The sequence below is a fragment of the Cupriavidus sp. DF5525 genome (assembly GCF_040149425.2).
GTDB classification, from domain to species: domain Bacteria; phylum Pseudomonadota; class Gammaproteobacteria; order Burkholderiales; family Burkholderiaceae; genus Cupriavidus; species Cupriavidus pickettii_A.
On record NZ_CP168266.1, the window covers coordinates 166,956 to 186,183 of the forward strand.

At 63.4% G+C, this 19,228-nt stretch carries 19 protein-coding genes; 15 read left to right on the top strand and 4 right to left on the bottom strand.

Annotated elements, in window-relative coordinates; translation table 11 throughout:
• Nucleotide 1: 1 nt before the first annotated feature.
• Nucleotides 2-979 (bottom strand): LysR substrate-binding domain-containing protein, encoded by a 978-nt coding sequence (locus ABNX08_RS21995; protein ID WP_022537807.1) that lies wholly within the window; start codon nucleotides 977-979, stop codon nucleotides 2-4.
• Between the two features lie 165 nt (nucleotides 980-1,144).
• On the opposite strand from ABNX08_RS21995, the gene ABNX08_RS22000 reads away from it, so the two are divergent.
• The 13 genes from ABNX08_RS22000 (at nucleotide 1,145) to ABNX08_RS22060 (ending at nucleotide 13,726) form a co-directional block, all read left to right on the top strand.
• Entirely contained in the window at nucleotides 1,145-1,771 is a 627-nt protein-coding gene (locus tag ABNX08_RS22000; RefSeq protein ID WP_022537808.1) for a 2-hydroxychromene-2-carboxylate isomerase, read from the top strand.
• A gap of 11 nt (nucleotides 1,772-1,782) precedes the next feature.
• Nucleotides 1,783-2,487 carry a glutathione S-transferase N-terminal domain-containing protein gene (locus ABNX08_RS22005; RefSeq protein WP_022537809.1) on the top strand — a complete coding sequence of 235 codons (705 nt, stop codon included), beginning with the start codon at nucleotides 1,783-1,785 and terminating at the stop codon, nucleotides 2,485-2,487.
• A gap of 19 nt (nucleotides 2,488-2,506) precedes the next feature.
• A complete protein-coding gene (locus tag ABNX08_RS22010; protein ID WP_022537810.1) occupies nucleotides 2,507-3,793 on the top strand; it encodes a CaiB/BaiF CoA-transferase family protein in 1,287 nt (428 codons plus the stop codon).
• 17 nt (nucleotides 3,794-3,810) lie between these two features.
• On the top strand, nucleotides 3,811-5,238 hold the full coding sequence (gorA, locus tag ABNX08_RS22015; RefSeq protein ID WP_022537811.1) for a glutathione-disulfide reductase: 1,428 nt from the start codon (nucleotides 3,811-3,813) through the stop codon (nucleotides 5,236-5,238).
• Between the two features lie 60 nt (nucleotides 5,239-5,298).
• Nucleotides 5,299-6,264, top strand: coding sequence for a tripartite tricarboxylate transporter substrate-binding protein (locus tag ABNX08_RS22020; RefSeq protein ID WP_022537812.1), 966 nt, complete (start codon nucleotides 5,299-5,301; stop codon nucleotides 6,262-6,264).
• Between the two features lie 354 nt (nucleotides 6,265-6,618).
• Nucleotides 6,619-7,734 carry a hypothetical protein gene (locus ABNX08_RS22025; RefSeq protein ID WP_022537813.1) on the top strand — a complete coding sequence of 372 codons (1,116 nt, stop codon included), beginning with the start codon at nucleotides 6,619-6,621 and terminating at the stop codon, nucleotides 7,732-7,734.
• Nucleotides 7,735-7,778: 44 nt separating this feature from the next.
• Nucleotides 7,779-8,360: a UGSC family (seleno)protein gene (locus ABNX08_RS22030; RefSeq protein WP_022537814.1), complete on the top strand. Its 582-nt coding sequence runs from the start codon at nucleotides 7,779-7,781 to the stop codon at nucleotides 8,358-8,360.
• 2 nt (nucleotides 8,361-8,362) lie between these two features.
• The gene (locus ABNX08_RS22035) at nucleotides 8,363-8,701 is read left to right on the top strand and encodes a thioredoxin family protein (RefSeq protein ID WP_041681695.1); all 339 of its coding nucleotides are present in this window, start codon (nucleotides 8,363-8,365) and stop codon (nucleotides 8,699-8,701) included.
• Nucleotides 8,702-8,806: 105 nt separating this feature from the next.
• Nucleotides 8,807-10,036 carry a CaiB/BaiF CoA-transferase family protein gene (locus ABNX08_RS22040; RefSeq protein ID WP_022537816.1) on the top strand — a complete coding sequence of 410 codons (1,230 nt, stop codon included), beginning with the start codon at nucleotides 8,807-8,809 and terminating at the stop codon, nucleotides 10,034-10,036.
• Nucleotides 10,037-10,081: 45 nt separating this feature from the next.
• Nucleotides 10,082-11,056, top strand: coding sequence for a thioredoxin-disulfide reductase (gene trxB / locus ABNX08_RS22045; RefSeq protein ID WP_022537817.1), 975 nt, complete (start codon nucleotides 10,082-10,084; stop codon nucleotides 11,054-11,056).
• Nucleotides 11,057-11,125: 69 nt separating this feature from the next.
• Nucleotides 11,126-12,109 (top strand): tripartite tricarboxylate transporter substrate binding protein, encoded by a 984-nt coding sequence (locus tag ABNX08_RS22050; protein ID WP_022537818.1) that lies wholly within the window; start codon nucleotides 11,126-11,128, stop codon nucleotides 12,107-12,109.
• An 88-nt stretch (nucleotides 12,110-12,197) separates the two neighbouring features.
• Complete coding sequence (locus ABNX08_RS22055) at nucleotides 12,198-13,130, top strand: LysR family transcriptional regulator (RefSeq protein ID WP_022537819.1); 933 nt, start codon at nucleotides 12,198-12,200, stop codon at nucleotides 13,128-13,130.
• A 227-nt stretch (nucleotides 13,131-13,357) separates the two neighbouring features.
• The gene (locus ABNX08_RS22060) at nucleotides 13,358-13,726 is read left to right on the top strand and encodes a hypothetical protein (protein ID WP_349608635.1); all 369 of its coding nucleotides are present in this window, start codon (nucleotides 13,358-13,360) and stop codon (nucleotides 13,724-13,726) included.
• Nucleotides 13,727-13,766: 40 nt separating this feature from the next.
• On the opposite strand, the gene ABNX08_RS22065 is transcribed toward ABNX08_RS22060, so the two are convergent.
• Nucleotides 13,767-14,711, bottom strand: coding sequence for a LysR family transcriptional regulator (locus ABNX08_RS22065; RefSeq protein WP_022537821.1), 945 nt, complete (start codon nucleotides 14,709-14,711; stop codon nucleotides 13,767-13,769).
• A gap of 143 nt (nucleotides 14,712-14,854) precedes the next feature.
• Here ABNX08_RS22065 and ABNX08_RS22070 point away from each other — a divergent pair, with 143 nt between their 5' ends.
• Together ABNX08_RS22070 and ABNX08_RS22075 are read left to right on the top strand one after the other, a co-directional pair.
• Nucleotides 14,855-16,102, top strand: a complete 1,248-nt coding sequence (locus ABNX08_RS22070) for a CaiB/BaiF CoA-transferase family protein (protein ID WP_022537822.1) — start codon at nucleotides 14,855-14,857, stop codon at nucleotides 16,100-16,102.
• Complete coding sequence (locus tag ABNX08_RS22075; protein ID WP_022537823.1) at nucleotides 16,095-17,234, top strand: acyl-CoA dehydrogenase family protein; 1,140 nt, start codon at nucleotides 16,095-16,097, stop codon at nucleotides 17,232-17,234. The genes ABNX08_RS22070 and ABNX08_RS22075 overlap by 8 nt, the downstream gene beginning before the upstream one ends.
• Before the next feature lie 9 nt (nucleotides 17,235-17,243).
• Here the strand turns inward: ABNX08_RS22075 and ABNX08_RS22080 are convergent, their stop codons facing one another.
• Both ABNX08_RS22080 and ABNX08_RS22085 read right to left on the bottom strand, forming a co-directional pair.
• Nucleotides 17,244-18,572, bottom strand: coding sequence for an epoxide hydrolase family protein (locus tag ABNX08_RS22080; protein WP_041681698.1), 1,329 nt, complete (start codon nucleotides 18,570-18,572; stop codon nucleotides 17,244-17,246).
• Between the two features lie 53 nt (nucleotides 18,573-18,625).
• On the bottom strand, nucleotides 18,626-19,027 hold the full coding sequence (locus tag ABNX08_RS22085; protein ID WP_022537825.1) for a cupin domain-containing protein: 402 nt from the start codon (nucleotides 19,025-19,027) through the stop codon (nucleotides 18,626-18,628).
• Between the last annotated feature and the right edge of the window lie 201 nt (nucleotides 19,028-19,228).

The window sequence follows — 19,228 nt, forward strand, 5'->3', positions numbered from 1 at the left end:
CTTATGGCGCCGGGTCATCTCCTGCGAGAAGCAGGTGTGCGCCCTCCCACGTGCCGTCGCGTACAAGCGCCATGCTCACCTCAAGGAGCAGTGCCGATACGTGTTCAGCGGCCACACTCAACGTCTTCACATCATAGGTACACAGCGATACCTGACGCTTGAGTGTTGCGTCGGAAATCCGGTGTGCGACCACACCCTTCACGGGGGAGGCGCCGGCCAACGCCGACGCAGACAGAATGGTGGCGCCCAAGCCATCCGCCACCACCGATTTGATGGTGGCCAGCGAGTCAAGCTCTGCGACGATCTCTGCTGTCAGGCCCGCCTTTGCCAGCGCGTCGTCAATGATCTGTCGCGTTGCATTCGCACGCCCCGGCAAGATCAAAGGCCGCGACGCGGCGTCGGCCAGGCTCACGGGCTCTCCGAATGGCCCGCTGCCAGCGGCCAACAGGAAGAGCTCTTCGACCAATAAAGGCTTGATGTCCAGATGCGGCAACGCCTTTCTGTGTGGTGCCGCCGCATCGCCGGGTTCGTGCCGTTCGAACAAGAGCGCCATTTCGATACGCCCGTTGGCCACCATCTCTGCCAGGTGGCCGCTCAAGCTCTCCATGATCTGCAATCGGACTTGCGGAAGGCGGCTGCGCACAGCCGCGACGAGAGGCGCGGCGAGAATGTTCGCCACACTCGTCGGCATACCCACGGAGACCGCGCCGACTGGCGCGCCTCCCGCGTGCTGCACGTCGGCCTTGATCCGCTCCGCCAGCCGCAGCGCCGCCTGGGCATGGCGATAGAGCACTTTACCTGCGGCGGTTGGCGTGACGCCGCGCGATGTGCGCGTCAGCAGTTGCACGCCAAACTCGGCTTCCAGATTGGCAATCTGCTGACTCAGCGCGGGTTGTGCGATGTAGAGATCGGCGGCAGCGCGGGACAGGCCACCCAACTCTACGATGCGAACGAAATACCGGAGTTGCCGCAGTTCCATGGCGTGTGATCGTCTCCTGCCGGCACTCGCTGGGCTGCCCAGTGCGGGCGATATCTTTGACTTATACCCAGATCTGAATTCGCTATTAGGCCGGGCTTCGATGGAATCTTACACTGGCCTCACTACCCCGCCAGCAACCAGATCCTATCAGCCAGGAGCAATGCAGTGACCAAGAATCGTGTCGACGTCTACTGGGACATTGGAAGCACCAATACCTACTTCGCCCTCAAACTTATCAGGCCAATCCTGGAGCGCCACGACGCAGAACTCGTGCTGCATCCGTACAACCTGGGCCATGTCTTCCGGCAGTACGGCTATGAGCTGATGAAGGAGCCCAAGTCCAAGTTGCGGTACCGCAAGCGCGATCTGATGCGTTGGGCGGAAAAGTTCAATCTGCCGTTTCAGATCCCGCGCCAGTTTCCCATCAAGTCGAGCCGGGTGCTGCGCGGCTCTCTGGCAATGCGCCGCCAGGGTCTCGAACTCGAATTCGTCGAGCAGGTCTTCAGTGCTTACTGGGAGAGGGGCGACGCGACGATTGTCGAGTACGCCGGCTTGCGGCCGATTGCCACGGAATTGGGGGTCGACCCGGACTGGTTTGAGGCGATGAGCGCCAGTGATGAGATCGGCAAGGAACTGGTGGAGGCCACGGACCGCGCAGTCGAACGCGGGGTCTTCGGGGTGCCGATGATCCTTGTCGGCGATGAGATGTTCTGGGGCAAGGACCGCATGGAGTTCGTTGAAGATGAACTTCGCCGGCAGTTCGAGAATTCGCAAGTCCTGGCAATTGCCTGACGAGGTCGATCATGATTGACCTGTACTTCTGGAGCACGCCCAACGGCTATAAGGTCTCGATCCTTTTGGAAGAGCTCGCCCTCCCGTACCGGGTAATACCCGTGCACATAGGGAAGGGGGATCAGTTCAAGCCGGATTTCCTCAGGATCAGCCCGAACAACAAGATCCCCGCGATCGTCGATCATGACGGCCCGGGCGACGAACCGTTCGCTATGTTCGAGTCCGGCGCCATCATGATGTATCTCGCCGAGAAAGCCGGATGGAAGTTCCTTCCCCAGGACATGCAGCCGCGCCAGGAAGTTGTGCAGTGGCTGATGTTCCAGATGGGGGGAGTCGGCCCGATGCTCGGCCAGGCCCATCATTTCCGCAAGTACGCGCCCGAGCCAATCCCTTACGCGGTCGATCGCTACACGAATGAGGCGGCCAGGCTGTATCGCGTGATCGACCGGCGCCTGGGAGACGTGGCGTACCTGGGCGGCAACGAGTACTCGATCGCTGACATGGCCACGTACCCGTGGCTGCGCGCGCATAAATGGCAAGGGCAGGCACTGGAGGATTTTCCGAACCTGCGGCGTTGGTACGGAACCGTCCGGGCACGTCCGGCAGTCCAGAGGGGGCTTGCGGTGCTCTCCGACAAAGTGGACAAATCCGGCGCGAAGCCCGCCGGCGAACGCTGGGACAACCTGTTCGGCGCCTCGCAGTTTGACACCCGCTGAGCTCTCGCAAGGAACGCACATGTCTTCGCCTTCAATGCTTCAGGGATACCGTGTCCTTGATATCACGCAGATTGTTGCTGGTCCCACCTGTGGCCGTCTCCTGGCCGAGATGGGCGCGGATGTCGTCAAGCTCGAACTTGGTCCGCACGGTGACCGGACGCGGATCGGTGGCTTGCGGCCGACGGCCCCCGAATACAAGGGCACCACGCACAGCACTTACTATTTTCAGCACAACCATTCCAAGAGAAGCTTGGCGCTGGATTTCAAGCATCCTCATGCCCGGGATCTGATCCGGCGGCTGGTGCCCAAGTTCGACGTCGTGATCGAAAACTTCTCACCCGGCGTGATGGCGCGCGCAGGTTTGTCCTACGGCGAACTCAAGGCGCTGCATCCCGGCCTGATCATGTGCTCGATCTCGCTGGCGGGACAGACGGGGCCGTTGAGCCAGAAGCCTGGCTACGACTACATCGCCCAGGCCTATTCCGGCGTCACTGACCTGATCGGTGACCCGAATGGCGAGCCGGCGCTCATCACGATGGCAATCGGGGACATGACCACCGGCTGGGCCGCCGCGATGGCCATCAGCTTCGCGCTGCTGCACCGTGAGCGCACCGGGGAGGGGCAGCATGTCGAAGCTTCGTTGCTCGACAGCTACATGAATATGCACGAGGTGGCGATGCCTCGCGTCTCTCTGCGAAAGAACTACACACCCAGGCGAACCGGATCGCAGCATCCGGACGGTGGGCCGACCGGCATCTTCCGCTGTTCGGATGGCAGCTACATAACGCTGGCCACGCTGCCGCACCAGTGGAAGGCGTTCGTCGAGGCGCTGGAGCAGCCCGGGTTGCTCGATGACCCGCGCTTCTCCACAGCGGCGCTACGACGCGACAACAATACAGCGTTGAAATCGGTCCTCGAGGCGTGGCTGGCGCGATTCCCTACGCGCGAAACGGCGATCGAGCGGCTCGAGGTAAAGCGTATTCCGGTAGCGCCGGTCCTGACGCTCAACGAGGCGATGGCCCATCCGCACATGCGCGCTCGTGGCACGGTCCGACGCGTACATGATCAGACGCTCGGGGCGTTTGACATTCCCGGGATGCCTGTCAGGTTCTCCGGTTGGACGCCGTCCAACGATCTCCATGCGGATCTGATGGGGGAGAACAACGAGTCCACGCTGGTGGAGCTTCTTGGGCTCACCGACGCCGAGATCGCTGGTCTCTATGCCGAGGGCGTGCTGGTCCGCGACCCCAGCATCGACAAGCTCTCTCGTCGTGAGCGCGACGCAACCCATGCTATGGCCGAGTAGGCCCACCAGGAGCTTTCATGTCCTATGAGCTGGATCTGTTCGTCATCGGCGCGGGCTCTGGCGGCGTTCGGGCTGCGCGCATTGGGGCGCGCGCCGGGGCCCGTGTGGCGATCGCGGAAGCCGACCGGGTTGGTGGCACATGCGTCATGCGAGGATGTGTACCAAAGAAGTTGCTGGTCCTGGCAAGCCGGTTCTCCGATAGCTTTGCCGACGCCCCGGGATTTGGCTGGCGCGTAGACAACCGGCACTTCGATTGGTCCCGACTCCTCGCCGCAAAGGATCGCGAACTCGCGCGGCTGGAGCAAGCGTATTCCAACGGCCTGGATGCAGACGGCGTCACCCTCTATCGAGAGCGTGCCGTGATCGAGGACGCGCACACCGTCCGGTTGGCGTCTGGAAGGTCCCTCCGTTCGCGCTACATACTGGTGGCGACAGGTGGATCCCCAGTCATGCCCACGCATATCGCCGGAGCTTGCCACGGGATCACCTCGGATGAGGCGTTCGGCCTCGAGGCCTTGCCCGATCGCATCCTGATCGTCGGCGGCGGCTATGTCGCGGTGGAGTTTGCCGGCATCTTCCGTGGGATGGGTGTCGCCACAACACTGGTCCACCGAGGGAGCCATCTGCTCCGAGGATTCGATGCCGACCTGCAGTCGCGCCTCGAAACTGCCTACGTACAGCGGGGCGTCGATCTGCGGCTGCGCACAACGGTTACCAGCATCGAACAAGGGGAGGGCGGAGGGTTGGATGCAAACCTTTCCGACGGTACCGGAATGCGAGTCGACACAGTGCTGTTTGCCGTGGGGCGTCGGCCTCTTACATCGGAGATTGGGCTCAAGGAAAACGGCGTGGCCATGGATTCGTCCGGGTCCATCCAGGTCGACGCCGACTCACGAACGAGCGTGCCATCAATCTTTGCGGTAGGTGACGTGACCAATCGTGCCAACCTGACACCCGCGGCAATCCTGGAGGGGCAAGCCGTCGCGGAATTGCTGTTTGGCGATGGCAAGACGCGCAGGATGAACTACGGAAGGATTCCTACCGCTGTCTTCTCGACGCCGGAGATCGCTACCGTGGGCCTGTCCGAAGCGGCAGCGCGAGCAGGCGGCGGGCCCGTGCGGGTGTTTCGTACAGACTTCCGCCCGCTGTCCGCAACGCTTTCCGGGAGCGCCGAACGCGTACTTATGAAGATCGTGGTCGATGCGGTCACCGACAAGGTCGTCGGCGTGCATATCGCAGGCGCCGGCGCGGCAGAGATGGTGCAACTCGTTGCGGTCGCGCTCGAAGCCGGGGCGACCAAGGCGCAGTTCGACAGCACCATCGCGCTGCATCCAACGGCTGCCGAGGAACTGGTCACGCTGCGAGAGCCACTTCCCGACCCGGTTTCTGACCATTCACCACAAGGCATCGCGAGCCCGTTGACCGGGGCGCTGGCAGTTTCGTGAATGCTGCGGCCGGCCACGGCTCCGACACAGCACAGACCAAAAGATAAATGGAGACAAGCAATGAAGCAGTACCTCTACCTTCTGGCAGGCGCGATCCTTTCGTGTCCGGCCTATGCGGATTCATTTCCATCCAAGCCGGTGACGCTGGTGGTTCCCTTCAGCGCAGGCGGCCCAACGGACGTGGTCGCGAGATCCTTGGCGGTAGCGATGGGCCGTGCGCTCGGGCAACCTGTGGTGGTCGAGAATCGAGCGAGCTCCAGCGGCATTGTCGGCAGCGAAGTCGTAACCCGGGCCGAGCCGGACGGCTATACGCTTCTGATCCACAACATTGGCTTTGCGACCCTGCCAGCCTTGTCGCGCAGCCTCCGCTTCGATCCCCTGAAGGACTTCTCGTACATCGGCCAGGTGGTCGACGTGCCGATGACCCTGATCGGGCGGAAAGACATGAAGCCAGAGGGATTCGCGGAACTCGTACCCTGGATAACGGCGCGGCAGAAGCAGATCAACATCTCTAATGCAGGCGTCGGTACGGCGTCGCATCTGTGTGGGCTGCTGCTGATGAACCGGCTGGGCGTATCGATGACATCGGTGCCTTACAAAGGAGCGGGGCCAGCGATGACCGACCTGATGGGCGGACAGGTGGACTTGATGTGCGACCAGGTAACGACGACGACACAGCCGATTCTGACGCACCGGGTCAAGGCCTACGGCACGACCACGGCGGTCCGCCTTTCAAACTTGCCGGAGGTTCGGACACTTCAGGAGCAGGGACTGGATCGCTTCGAGGTGACTGTCTGGCACGGACTGTATGCGCCGAAACGTACGCCCAGGCCAGTGATCGACAAGCTCTCTGCCGCCTTGCGGGCCGCGCTGGCGGAGCCGGCGTTCAAGGCTTCGATGGCCAAGCTTGGTGCCGTCCCGGTAGACGGCAACAAAGCAACGCCGGAGGGGCTGGAGGACCAACTGCGAAAGGAGATTGCCAAATGGACCCCAGTGATCACGAACGCGCGAGCCTACCTGGACTGACCGCAGACGCGGCCGATCTCGATGCCTCGGTTCCACAAGTCGGAGCGAATGACGTGGAGGGGGCGCATCCGCCGGATGCTGCCTCCGGCGGTTCCAGGTCGGCGAAGGAACGCAGGTTGCGGCGAGCCGATGCGGCCCTTGGCAGGCTTTTGCGACAACGAGCCCTGTCGTGACGAGGGGGGCGAACTGTCCCGCTGCGGCCCTCGAGGGCGCGGGGGTTGATGTGCCACCGCTCCCCGCAATATATGCATAAAACGCAATCAAATCGGTAAATAGTTTATTGTTGTAATTAATCGGCCACAGCCTCTATTCTCCTCTCTACCAACACGACAACGTTAGACAGGAGTCAGGACAATGAGCGCTGTGATGCAGGAAGGTGCGGTGGTGAGCTGTGTTCCGGCTGGGGTCGACCTGGTCGAGTACTACTACGAGCGCGGGTTCAGCGATGGCTTGCCGGTGGTGCCGCCCACGCAGGAAAAGGTCGACGAAATCGTTGCGCGGCTGGGCGGTGATCCGAAGTTCGTTGAGGCCCGCATTGCCCCGCGTTGGGGCGAACTGAGTCGCGAAGTGCTTGCGGTCAATATGGTGATGGCCGGCTGCAAGCCCGAGTACACCCCGGTTGTCCTGGCCGCCGTCAAGGCGCTGACGGACCAGGCGTTCAACCTGAACGGGGTGCAGGCAACCACGCACGTCGCCTCGCCGCTGCTGATCGTCAATGGCCCGATTGCCCGCGAGATCGGGATGAACGGCGGCTGCAATGCCTTTGGCTCGGGCAACCGTGCGAACGCGACCATCGGCCGGGCGATTCGCCTGATCATGCTCAACGTCGGCGGTGGCTGGCCCGGCGATCTGGACAAGAGCACGCTGGGCCATCCGGGGAAGTACACCTATTGCGTGGCCGAGAACGAGGCGCAAAGCCCGCTGGCCCCGTATCACGTCGAACATGGCTACAAGCCGGAAGACTCGACCGTGTTCGTGATGGCCGCTGAAGCACCGCACAGTGTGACCAACCACATCTCGAACGACCCAGAAGGCATCCTGGACACGATGTGCTCGGCCATGAGCACCATTGCTTCGAACAGCGCCGTGCTGGGTGGGCACATTGCGGTGGTGCTAGGCCTGGAGCATGCGCAAACCATCGGCAAATACGGCTGGTCCCGCGCGGACGTGCGCAACTACCTCTTCCACAACCACGGCAATCGCTTCATCGACCTGGCGTATGGCCATCGCTATGGCAAGGTCTACAACCGCAACCTGCCGAAGTACTACAAGCGCGAAGATGACACGCGCATTCCCATCATCCATAGCCCGGACAACATCCACCTGTTTGTGATGGGTGGTGAGGCGGGGCGTTTCTCGGTGCTGATCCCCGGCTGGGGCCACATGAGCACGCCGGTGCTGCGCGCGGTCGAGGGCAGTGGGGCCGGTGACAACGGCGCGGAGTGTGTTGGCGGTGCGTGCGCCCTCTGATGTTGTCGTACCGAACCCGTAACAAAGAACATTAGGAGATTGCCATGTTGATGAAGAGCGAAGAATCCACTGTTGAAGTGTTCGACCCGCGCGGCGCGCTGCGTTTTGAGGATGCGCCGGTTTCCGAGCGAAAGACGTCGCTGAAACAGCTGCGCCTCGGCATCCTGGACAACTCGAAGTGGAATGCCAACAAGCTGCTCCGCGGTGCAGCGGCAGCGCTGGGTGAGGACATCGACTTCGCTGCGGTGAACTACTACGTCAAGCACAGCTTCTCAAAGGACGCTACGCCTGAGCTGATCGCGCAAATTGCGGCAGAGAACGACGTCGTGCTGACTGCCATCGGGGATTGCGGCTCGTGCTGCTCGGCCTGCATTCGCGACTCGATCGCCCTGGAAAAACTGGGTATCCCGAGCGCCGCGATTATCACCACCGAATTCGTTCGCGAGACGGAACTGACCCGCCAGGCGGTCGGCATGAAGTCCCTCGAGCCTGTGGTCATCTCGCACCCCGTGAGCTCCATCACGCCTGAAGAAGTGGCGCATCGCGTAGGGCAGATCAAGGAACAGGCTCAGCAAGTGTGGCTTGGCACGAAGGAGCCGCTGAAGACCAAAGTCGAGCTCCAGTGATCATGAACACGACCGCCCAAAGTTCCGGCATGCAGGACATCGATGCATTGCTCGCGCAAAGCGAAATGCCAGTTCTCATCGATTGCTTCAGCCCCGATTGCAAGCCCTGTGCTGCCCTGGCGCCGGTGCTTGACGAGGTGGCGGGTGCGATGGACGGCCGCATGGTCGTCGAGAAAGTGGACGTGGTAGCGAACCCGGACGTGGCCTCCCGGTTTGGTGTGCGTGGCGTACCAACGCTGTTGCTGTTCCAGGGCGGAAAGTTGCAAGCCACGCGCACCGGCGCGGCCACACGTACCCAACTGGTTACGTGGCTTGCGGCGCAGCGGATCGCCACCCGTTGAATCCCGAGGGCGTCAATACCTGTGAAGGGACGCACGACATCCACGCCCAAACCTTTGGGCGTGGATGACTGGTCTGGCTGCATTCCAAATGGAGGCCATGAAGTCATGGGGGCATTGTCTCATCTGCGCGTGTTGGATTTATCCCGGGTACTTGCGGGACCATGGGCGAGCCAGATACTCGCCGATCTTGGCGCGGAGGTCATCAAGATCGAGCGGCCGGAAGCGGGTGACGACACCCGCTCATGGGGCCCGCCATGGGTCAATCCCGTGGATTGGCGCGACGATGCGCGTCAGTCCGCATACTTTGCCGGCGCGAATCGGAACAAGCAATCGGTAGCCATCGATCTCAGTCATCCGCGCGGCCAGGCACTGGTTCGTGCCTTAGCCGAGCACTGCGATGTCGTTGTTGAAAACTTCAAGGTGGGTGGCTTGAAGCAATACGGCCTCGATTACGAGTCACTTCGCGAGATCAATCCAAGGATCGTGTACTGCTCGATCACTGGATTCGGCCAGACCGGGCCCTATTCCCATCGGCCCGGATACGATTTCCTCGTGCAGGGGATGGGTGGACTCATGAGCATTACCGGCAGGCCCGATGGTGAGCCGGGAGAAGGGCCCCTGAAAGTTGGTGTTGCGCTTACCGACATCATGACGGGGCTCTACGCCACCATCGGTATTCTGGCGGCACTTGCACACCGGGAGAAATCGGGGATCGGCCAGTGGGTGGATGCAGCATTGCTGGACGTGCAGATCGCGTGCCTGGCAAACCAGGCCATGAATTTCCTGGCGAGCGGAGATCAGCCGCCGCGTCTGGGAAATGGTCATCCGAACATCGTTCCCTACCAGGATTTCGGTACCTCGGATGGTCACATCATTATCACGGTAGGCAATGAGGGGCAATTCTCCCGGCTCTGCGAGGTCCTGGGTGAGCCGCAGTGGCGCTATGATCCTCGTTTCACCTCGAACAGCCGTCGCATCGAGAATCGCCACGTCCTGGTGCCTCTGATCGAGTCGGTCGTAAGGACCAGGACGACGCAGGACTGGCTGACGCAACTTGAGGCGAACGGGGTTCCGTGCGGCCCTATCAACAATCTCAATGACGTCTTCTCCGATCCGCATGTCATGCATCGTGGCATGAAGGTCGACATGGCATCCGAGGAGGGGAGCAGCGTCTGCGTCGTCGCAAGCCCGATACGCCTGTCCGGCACACCAGTCGAGTACAGGAGCCCGCCACCCCGTCTTGGATCGAGTACTGCCGCTGTGCTCAAGAGCGTGCTCAGGACTGACGACGCGGAAATCGAGCTGCTCGCCAAGGACAACATTATTCAGACCTGATCTGTTTGCAGTAGTCAGTTACGTATCCATTTTTCGAGAGTCACCATGAGTTCTAATGAAGCGAATGCCCACGTGCGCGTGCTGATCCTTGGCTCTGGCCCCGCCGGCTATACCGCCGCCTTGTATGCGGCACGAGCCAATCTCTCGCCCGTTCTGGTTACCGGTGCCGCGCAAGGCGGGCAACTCATGACCACGACCGACGTCGACAACTGGCCCGCCGATGTCGATGGGGTCACCGGCCCCGACTTGATGGAACGATTCCAGCTCCATGCGGAGCGCTTCGATGCGAGGATCGTTTTCGATCAGATCGAGGAGGTCGATTTGAGCAAGCGTCCTTTTACGCTGCGCGGTGAGTCTGGGACGACCACGTGCGACGCACTGATTGTCGCGACAGGTGCTTCTGCAAAGTATCTCGGCCTCCCTTCCGAAGAAGCGTTCCGGGGCCGGGGCGTGAGCGGGTGCGCGACGTGCGACGGCTTCTTCTATCGAAACCAGGATGTTTGCGTTGTCGGTGGTGGCAATACGGCGGTGGAGGAAGCGCTTTACCTGTCGAACATCGCCGCGACCGTGCATCTGATTCACCGCAGGGATAGCTTCCGCGCCGAGCCGATCCTCGTCTCCCACCTGATGGAGAAGGTCGCTACCGGAAAGATTCATCTTCATCTTTGGCACGAACTCGAGGAGGTGACTGGCGACGCGTCCGGCGTCACCGGCGTGCGACTGCGCGACATCAGGCAAGGCGGGGAAGTCGAGCTGTTGGTGACCGGCTGCTTCATTGCGATCGGGCACAAACCGAATACGGACATCTTCAAGGGGAAACTCGAGATGCGGGATGGTTACATCCTGACTCGCAGCGGGCTGGGCGGCATGTCGACGATGACAAGCATTGCCGGCGTCTTTGCGGCCGGAGACGTTCAGGACGCCATCTATCGGCAGGCCATCACCTCGGCAGGAAGTGGCTGCATGGCTGCGCTGGACGCGCAGCGCTACCTCCAGGAAGAGGGAAGCGTAACGAGATAGTCCTCGGTAACAACGGAAGCAAGTGTTCCGGTCGGAAGTTAAAACAATGATGACATCCAGGAGACAAAGATGGATAGGCGCCAGTTCTTGAGGGCCGGAGTTGCCGCATTTGGCACAGCCCAGCTTATTGGACTTCCGACGCTCGCGTCGGCAACTCCATATCCCATTGGTCCGGTTCGCGTGGTCATACCCTTCCCGGCCGGCGGTCCCACCGATGTCGTTGGCAGGATTGTGGCGCACCAGATGTCGGAGGTTCTCAAGCAATCGTTTGTCGTGGACAACCGCGGCGGCGCGAGCGGCACGATCGGTGCAGACATGGTAGCCAAGGCGCCGCCCAATGGGCAGACGTTGCTGATCAATGTCTCGGCGCAGGTCATCAATCCGTTCCTGTACCCGAAGCTTCCCCACGATCCCATCAAGGATTTCACGCCGATCACGAGCCTGGCATCCACGCCGATTCAGCTTCTGGTGGCGTCCGACCTGCCGATTCATAGCGTCAGTGAGTTGGTGCGGTACGTCAAGTCCCGCCCAACAGGCTGCAGCTTTGCGTCATCCAGCAACGGGACGCCCGGCCATCTGGCAGGCGAATTGTTCAAGATGCTCACGGGAATTTCGGCAGTGCACGCCCCCTATAAGGGGAGCGCGCCCGCATTGACCGATCTTATCGGCGGGCAGGTGACATTCATGTTTGATTCCATGCCGGCGTCGTTGCCGCTGGTCAAGGCCGGAAAGCTCCGCGCGTTGGCCGTGACGGGCAATCGCCGCTCGAAGAGTTTGCCGGACACCCCGACCTTGGTGGAGAGCGGCTATCCAGAGATGACGATGACGACCTGGTACGGACTTTGGGCTCCCGCAAAGACACCACAGGAAATTGTCGCGGCACTTCAAGCGGCCACGGTCAAGGCGCTTGCCAATCAGGAGGTGCGCGCGCGATTGGCAGATCTGTCGGCCGAGCCGCTCGGGGAATCGCCCGAACGATTTGCTGCTTTCTGCAAGGAGGAAGCGGATCGCTACGCAAAGATCATCAAGGCTGCGGGCATTCGACTGGCGTAACTGCCGAATCATGCCCACAACGGGCGCAAGACATGCGTTGGCTTGCGGCATAATCGGGTAGCCATCGAAACGTCACCTGCCTGCCGCCATGAACAAGAACCTCGTACCTGACCTGAGTTCCCGTGAACTGCAGGCGGTCTGCGCCATCGCCGACGAAGGAAGCTTTCTCGCGGCTTCCATTGCGTTGGATCTTTCGCAGCCGGCACTGACGCGCACGGTGCAGCGAGTCGAAGCTGCAATTGGCGTCGAGCTGTTTCGTCGCTCCACCAGAAAGGTCGAGATAACGCCCGCAGGACAAGAATTTGTCGCGCTGGCAAACCGGATCCTGGCGGACCTCCGGATTTCATTCGAGGGAATGCGGGAGATCGCCGATGAGCAGCGGGGTCAGGTCATCATCTCCGCTGTGATGTCGGTGGCATATACCCACCTCCCGACCGTTGTTGCAAGCTATAGAGAGTCAAGGCCGCGCATTGAGATCCAGGTCAGGGAGGGCGTTCACGGCACGGTACTGGACGACGTCCGCAGCGGTGTCGCCGACCTGGGGCTCACCTATGTCGACGATATCCCCGGCGAGTTTTCCAGCATTGCACTGGGTCGTGAGGGATTCCACGTGGTCATGCCCACGAGCCACCCCCTCGCTGGCCGCAAGACGCTGACGCTTGTCGAAGTTGCCAACTACGCCATGGTGTCGCTACCGAAGGAGGCTCAAACGCGCCGAATGCTGGACGGTGCCGCCGCAGCCGCTGGCCTGAATCTGAAACATGCAGTCACGGTGAATCAGTTCGCGACGGTGATGCAGTTCGTGCACGCCGGTGTTGGCCTGGCGATCGTTCCAGGCGGCGCAGTCCCTGCCGCCCTGGGGCCTGGCCTGATACTGAAGCCGCTGGCCCAGCCCGCGTTGACGCGGAGCATTGGAGTTGTCGTATTGCAGGGCCGCAGTCTCACGCCTAGCGCCGAAGGCTTCCTGTCGCAGCTCAAGGAGCATTGGATGACTCGTCCTGGAACCAGGAAGGCCCCATAGATATTTATGCCGATTCAACGCGCAAGCGGTCTGAATCAATCCTCGTCCAATTTCGCGCGATGCGGATGCGATGACGGAGATCCCGGAACCACTGAGCTTGCACTGATGGAAGCGATGCCCGAGGCCACGGATATCAAGTACGTGCTAGGGCTGCAGGAATCGGTCGTCTTCATTGGCGGCAGGACTCAAATGCTCGACTCTCATAACTCCGATCGTGGACTAGAACGATGGACCAGCCCGCAAAGCAACTGGGAACCTGCGCCGATCCGAAATCCGCTGATCTTCTTCACTACATTCGGGCAATGGTAAGAAGACTTCGCGCCGCCGCAACCGAACCTCACCGCGTCCATGATCAAAGTATCGAACGGCACCTGGCAACGCTCTTGAGGCACGCGATCGACAGTTCATCCGCGCTTGATATTGTCGTGACGCTCGGCTGTGCGGCAGAATTGTCCCTGTATCCGGAAGAGACCATATTGGAGCAGTGCACTTCGGCGGTCCGTGCTGCCGGAAAGTCTACATTGGTTGGTGCATTGTGGGCTGTGCGGCATCGGTGCGCGAGAGCAGGAGAAGATCGCCGCCGCTTCGTCATCTAGAACCTGGGCCGAATAGACCCCGGCTTCATCCGCCCAGCCATCACCGTTCCCCGCCAGCCGCACGCTTGCGTTGAACGGGCCTTGCCCGCGCCGCCATCGCCTCTCCCACCGCGTCCCGCACGCATGCCGCCAGCAACTCCGAAGCCCGCGTCCGGGTTGTGGCACTCGGCCGCGCAATCACCAGCGGCTGCCGCACCGTCTCCTCCAGAATCGGCCGCTCCGCCACGCTTGCGCTCTGGCTTGACGCAGGCGCCTGCGTAATCAGAAGCGCCACCCCCAACCCATTCGCCACCATGCTCCGCGCCAGCTCCAGCGAAGTCGCGCGGTAGCGCACCTCGGGCTGCAGCCCGAATTGCCAGAACGGCGCCATCAGGAATTCGCGGCTGTGCGGCAGATCGATCAGGATCAGCGGCTCCCGCGCCAGTTCGTGCAGCGATATCCCACCCTTGCGCCGCGCCAGCCGGGAGGCGGCAGGCACCAGCCCGTAGGGCCTGAGTTCCGCCAGCACTTCGCGGTCGATTTCATTGGGCAGGCCCACGTCGTAGGTCAGCGCCAGCTCGATCTGCCCGCCGTGTAGCCAGTCTTCAAGCTGGGCCAGGTCGCCCTCGACGAAGCGCACCGACAGCCTGGGATAGCGCTCGCGCGCGATGCGCAGCACCACCGGCAGGTAGGCCGGCGCCAGCGTGCGGAAGACGCCGAGCCGGACCTCGCCGGCGGTGGCATCGCCGCTCTTGTCGATTTCGAAGGCCGTGGCGGCGCCAAGGATGTGGCGCGCTTCGGCGAGCTTGCGCACGCCGAAGCGGGTCAGGGTCATCTTCGCGCCCGCGTCGCGTGCAAACAGCGCTTCCTCGAACAGCGTCTCCAGTTCGCGGATGGCGACGGAGATGGAGGGTTGGGAGACGTTCAACTGCCGCGCCGCCGCCGTGGTGCTGCCCGATTCCGCGGTGGCGACGAAGTAGCGCAACAGCCGCAGCGAGGTGCGCATTAGAAAATCCTATAGGTGCTAGTTGATTTCAATATTTTACTTGATAGCCTCCGCCGCACAGAATCGTGTCACCGCAACGCAAGCCGGCCGCCCCCCTGCAGGGCAGGGCGCCGCCAGGCCTGCAAGCTTTGGAGGAGCAAGAGGTGACCCAATCCGACCTGCCGCTGGCCGGCATTCGCATCATCGATTTCTCGCGCGTGCTGGCTGGCCCTTACTGCACGGCGCTGCTCGGCGATCTCGGCGCCGAGGTGATCAAGATCGAGCCGCCGGGTGGCGATGACTACCGCGCGGTCGGCCCCTTTGTCGACGGCAAGAGCGGTCTGTTCGCCGCGATGAACCGCAACAAGCAAAGCATCGTGATCGACCTGAAGGCGCAAGCGGGGCTGGAACTGGCGCGCTCGCTCTGCGCCCGGGCCGACGTGGTGGTGGAGAACTTCCGCCCGGGCGTGGCGGACAAGCTCGGCATCGGCTACCAGGCGCTGCACGCACTGAATCCGTCGCTGGTCTACGCCAGCGTTTCGGGCTTCGGCCAGACCGGCCCGGAATCGCACCGGCCGGCCTACGACATCATCCTGCAGGCGATGTGCGGGCTGATGGACGCCACCGGCGCGCCGGACGGCACGCCTACCTTGCTTGGTGAAGCGGTCTCCGATGCCGTCAGTGGCCTGTTTGCCTCCTGGGGCGTGCTGGCCGCGCTGCTGGCGCGGCAGAAGAGCGGCCGGGGCACCCATGTCGACGTCTCGATGTTCGACGCCACGCTGAGCCTCAGCGCCACCCTGGTCGCGCGCTATGCCGCGACCGGCCTGGCGCCGCAGCGGGTCGGCAACCGCCATCCGTCGTCCGCGCCGTTCGGCGCGTACCGCGCGGCGGATGGTTTCTACGTGGTGGCGGTGCTGAACAACAAGCTGTTCGAGGCGCTCGCCACGGCGATCGGCCGGCCCGAGATGGCGCAGGACCCGCGCTTTGCCGACGACCAGACGCGCTGCCGCTTCGAGGCCGAGCTGCGCGCCGGTCTCGAAGCCTGGTCGGCCACCCGTTCGGTGGCCGAGGTGAACCGGCTGCTGGGCGCGGCGGGCATTCCGGTTGCGCCCATCCGCAATGTGAAGGAGGCACTGGAAAGCGAGCATGCCGCCCATCGCGGCCTGCTGACCGAAGTGCCCGAGCCGGACGGCGGCACCGTGCGGCTGCCATCGCAGCCGGTGAAGTTCTCAGGCTATGGCGCCAACCGCGTGACGCCTGCGCCGACGCTGGGGCAGCACACCGAGGCCATCCTGGGCGGGCTGGGCATCGCCTCTGCCAGGTTGTGGGCCAGCGGCGCGCTGGGTGCCGCGGCGATGTCCGCCGATAGCGGGGAAACGCATATGTTCAACACGGAGAAGCAACATGCATAAGCGCTTGGGTGTCGAGCCGGGCGATCTGGAAATCGCGGACGCGATCAGCCGCTTCACGCAGAGCGAACTGGCGCCGAAGGCGGCCGAAGTGGATCGCGACGAAACCTCCACCACCCGCTATGTTCCCCAGCTAGCCGAACTCGGCCTGATGGGCATGAACCTGCCTGAGCGTTGGGGCGGCACCGAAACCTCGCCGGTCGCCCTGATCCTGTCGCTGGCCGAGGTCGCCAGGGCCTGCGCCTCGACCTCTTCGATGATTGGCGCGCACTACCTGGCCACCGATTCCATCCTGATCGGCGGCGACGACAGCCTGCGCGAGCGCTACCTGCCGGATGCGGCGGCGGGCACGAAGCTGGGCGCCTTCGCGCTGACCGAGCCGCGCGCAGGGTCCAACCCGGCCGACATGGCCACGCGCGCCACGCCGGAGGGCGACGGCTACCGCCTGCGCGGCGTCAAGCACTTTATCTCCAACGCGGACGCGGCGGACTTCATCGTGGTCTACGCCAAGACCGATCCGGGCGCCGGCACGCGCGGCATCAGCGCCTTCGTGGTCGATCGCCGCAGCGCCGGCGTCGAGGTCGCGCCCGCCGAGAAGCTGATGGGCATCCGCGGCGCGCCGGCCCACGAGGTGGCGCTGGACTGCTTCGTGCCGGCCGCCAACCGGCTGGGGCCAGAAGGCAGCGGCTTCCGCACGGCAATGAAGGTGCTCGACAACAGCCGCCTGGACGTGGCCGCGACCAGCCTGGGCATCGCCGAGGCGGCGCTGGCCTGCGCGGTGGACTGGGCCCGGCAGCGCCAGGTCGGCGGCGAGCCGCTGGCGCGCAAGCAAGGCCTGCAATGGATGTTCGCCGACATGCGCACGCGGCTGGAGGCGGCATGGCTGCTGACGCTGCAGGCAACGGTCCGGCGCCGGGACGGCGAGCCCTTTACCGAGCACGCCTCGATGGCCAAGCTCTATGCCTCGGAGACCGTCGCCTTCGTCACCGATACCGCGCTGCAGATCCACGGCGGCTACGGCTTTACGCGCGAGATGCCGCTGGAGCGGCTGGTGCGCGATGCCCGCATCCTGCGCATCTACGAGGGCTCGTCCGAGATCCAGCGCACCGTGATCGCGCGCGCCGTGCTGGGCTGAGCGCCGCGCTCAGCGCAGGGAGCGGAACGCGGCGCGCACCTCGGCGCTGAACAGCGCCGGCTCTTCCCAGGCCGCGAAGTGGCCGCCCTTGTCTACGCGGTTGTAGTAGACCAGGTTCCGATAGGTCCGTGCCGCCCAGTGCTTCGGCGGCCTGTAGACCTCTCCGGGGAAGATCGTCACTGCCGCCGGGATCGAGATGCCGGTCCCGCTGGCCGCGCCCGGATTGCTCTCCGCGTAGATGCGCCCGCTCGACGGCCCGGTGTTGGTCAGCCAGTAGAGCGTGATGTTGTCGAGCAGCTCGTCGCGGGTCAGCGCGCGCTCCGGGTCGCCGCGGGTGTAGACCCAGTCGGCGATCTTGTCATAGATCCACGCCGCCAGTCCCACGGGCGAGTCGGCGAGGCTGTAGCCCAGCGTTTGCGGACGCGTTCCCATGATCGCGGCGTAGCCCAAGCCCTTGTTGAGGAACTCCCTGGCCTGGTCGAATACCGCCTGCTCCTCGGCAGTCAGGCCCTCCGGGGCAGGGTCGCCGCTCTTCAGTGCCCTGGCAATTTCCGGCGGGAGCGTCGTCGCGCGCTCGATCCGGTTGACGTGGATGCCGAGCAGACCGGCAGGCGCCTGGCGGCCCATCGCATCGGAAATGATGGCGCCCCAGTCGCCGCCTTGCGAGACGTAGCGCGTGTATCCCAGGCGCTTCATCAGGACGTCCCAGGCGCGGCCGATGCGGTCCGGATTCCAGCCGGTGCCCTTGGGCTTCTCCGAAAAGCCGAAGCCAGGCAGGGACGGCAGCACCAGGTGGAAGGCATCGTCGGCAGAGCCGCCGTGCGCCGTGGGATCGGTCAGCGGACCGATCACCTTCAGCAACTCGAAGACCGACCCGGGCCAGCCGTGGGTCATGATCAGCGGCAATGCGTTCGGATGGCGGGAGCGGACGTGGATGAAATGAGTGTCCAGACCGTCGATATTGGTCAGGAACTGCGGCAAGGCATTGAGTTTCGCCTCGGCCTTGCGCCAGTCGTAGCCGGTCTGCCAGTAGCGCACCAGCGGCTGAAGCTTGTTGAGCTGCACGCCCTGCGCGCGGTCACTGACCGGCTCGGCGTCGGGCCACCGCGTCGCGGCCAGGCGGCGGCGCAGGTCGGTGAGCGCCGCTTGCGGAACGTTGACGCGAAAAGGGCGGATGGCGTCTGTGGCTGCGGCCCGCGCCCCGGCGGCCTGTGCCGTATCGGACGGGGTGGCGGCCGTTACCGGACGAAATGCCGCAAGGGCTGCCGCCGCCGCGCCGCTCAGCAACAGAGCCCGGCGGGACAGGACGGTAGCGTTGGGAGATTCCGATGCATTCATGGTCGCACTTCCTGGACTCTGGTCTTCAGTATCGCGGTGCATTCAGGTCACGCTCACTTGCCCGGTACGGCCAGCGGAGCGCCTTTCTTGACAATGTAGGTAGCGAGCTCCGCCGCCTTGCCGGTGCCGACATTCCGTGCCGAGTGGGCCGTTCCCGAGGGGATGAACAAGCTCTCGCCGGCCTTGAGCGTGACCGGCGGCTGGTCCCCGAGCTGGTACTCCAGCGTGCCTTCGAGGACAAAGGCGACTTCTTCGCCCGGATGAGAATGCTTCGGGGCAAACGCGCCCGGGTCGAAATCGACTCGCACCTGGACGGCCTCGCGTCCGGGCACGCTGATATCCTGCTTCAGCAGGTCCGTGCGATGGATGCCCACGGCCTGCGCCTGGGCCGCTTGCATCGCCATGCTGCTACCGACGACCAGCAACGCAGTCGCAATGAGTCGAGTCGTTTTCATTTGGAGGTCCTTTCATGCCCGGGGCATGCGTGTTAAGTGAACTGATGCGTGAGATGGCGATGACCGCCATCCGGTATCCGGAAAGCGCGGTGTCAACGCCGCGTTTCGAAGCCAGTGACACCATTTGAGCAGCGTGACGTATTGGGGATGTATCGGCCGGGCGGGGTTTTCGTAAGCGCGTGTGTTCGCGGTAACGGCTGA

Excerpts from the sequence above, each read along its gene's own strand:
- ABNX08_RS22050 (WP_022537818.1), top strand. The coding sequence starts at position 11,126 with ATGGATAGGCGCCAGTTCTTGAGGGCCGGAGTTGCCGCATTTGGCACA.
- ABNX08_RS22055 (WP_022537819.1), top strand. The coding sequence starts at position 12,198 with ATGAACAAGAACCTCGTACCTGACCTGAGTTCCCGTGAACTGCAGGCG.
- ABNX08_RS21995 (WP_022537807.1), bottom strand. The coding sequence starts at position 979 with ATGGAACTGCGGCAACTCCGGTATTTCGTTCGCATCGTAGAGTTGGGT.
- ABNX08_RS22035 (WP_041681695.1), top strand. The coding sequence starts at position 8,363 with ATGAACACGACCGCCCAAAGTTCCGGCATGCAGGACATCGATGCATTG.
- ABNX08_RS22065 (WP_022537821.1), bottom strand. The coding sequence starts at position 14,711 with ATGCGCACCTCGCTGCGGCTGTTGCGCTACTTCGTCGCCACCGCGGAA.
- ABNX08_RS22080 (WP_041681698.1), bottom strand. The coding sequence starts at position 18,572 with ATGAATGCATCGGAATCTCCCAACGCTACCGTCCTGTCCCGCCGGGCT.
- ABNX08_RS22025 (WP_022537813.1), top strand. The coding sequence starts at position 6,619 with ATGAGCGCTGTGATGCAGGAAGGTGCGGTGGTGAGCTGTGTTCCGGCT.
- ABNX08_RS22010 (WP_022537810.1), top strand. The coding sequence starts at position 2,507 with ATGTCTTCGCCTTCAATGCTTCAGGGATACCGTGTCCTTGATATCACG.
- ABNX08_RS22005 (WP_022537809.1), top strand. The coding sequence starts at position 1,783 with ATGATTGACCTGTACTTCTGGAGCACGCCCAACGGCTATAAGGTCTCG.
- trxB (WP_022537817.1), top strand. The coding sequence starts at position 10,082 with ATGAGTTCTAATGAAGCGAATGCCCACGTGCGCGTGCTGATCCTTGGC.
- ABNX08_RS22085 (WP_022537825.1), bottom strand. The coding sequence starts at position 19,027 with ATGAAAACGACTCGACTCATTGCGACTGCGTTGCTGGTCGTCGGTAGC.
- ABNX08_RS22075 (WP_022537823.1), top strand. The coding sequence starts at position 16,095 with ATGCATAAGCGCTTGGGTGTCGAGCCGGGCGATCTGGAAATCGCGGAC.
- gorA (WP_022537811.1), top strand. The coding sequence starts at position 3,811 with ATGTCCTATGAGCTGGATCTGTTCGTCATCGGCGCGGGCTCTGGCGGC.
- ABNX08_RS22060 (WP_349608635.1), top strand. The coding sequence starts at position 13,358 with ATGGACCAGCCCGCAAAGCAACTGGGAACCTGCGCCGATCCGAAATCC.
- ABNX08_RS22040 (WP_022537816.1), top strand. The coding sequence starts at position 8,807 with ATGGGGGCATTGTCTCATCTGCGCGTGTTGGATTTATCCCGGGTACTT.
- ABNX08_RS22030 (WP_022537814.1), top strand. The coding sequence starts at position 7,779 with ATGTTGATGAAGAGCGAAGAATCCACTGTTGAAGTGTTCGACCCGCGC.
- ABNX08_RS22020 (WP_022537812.1), top strand. The coding sequence starts at position 5,299 with ATGAAGCAGTACCTCTACCTTCTGGCAGGCGCGATCCTTTCGTGTCCG.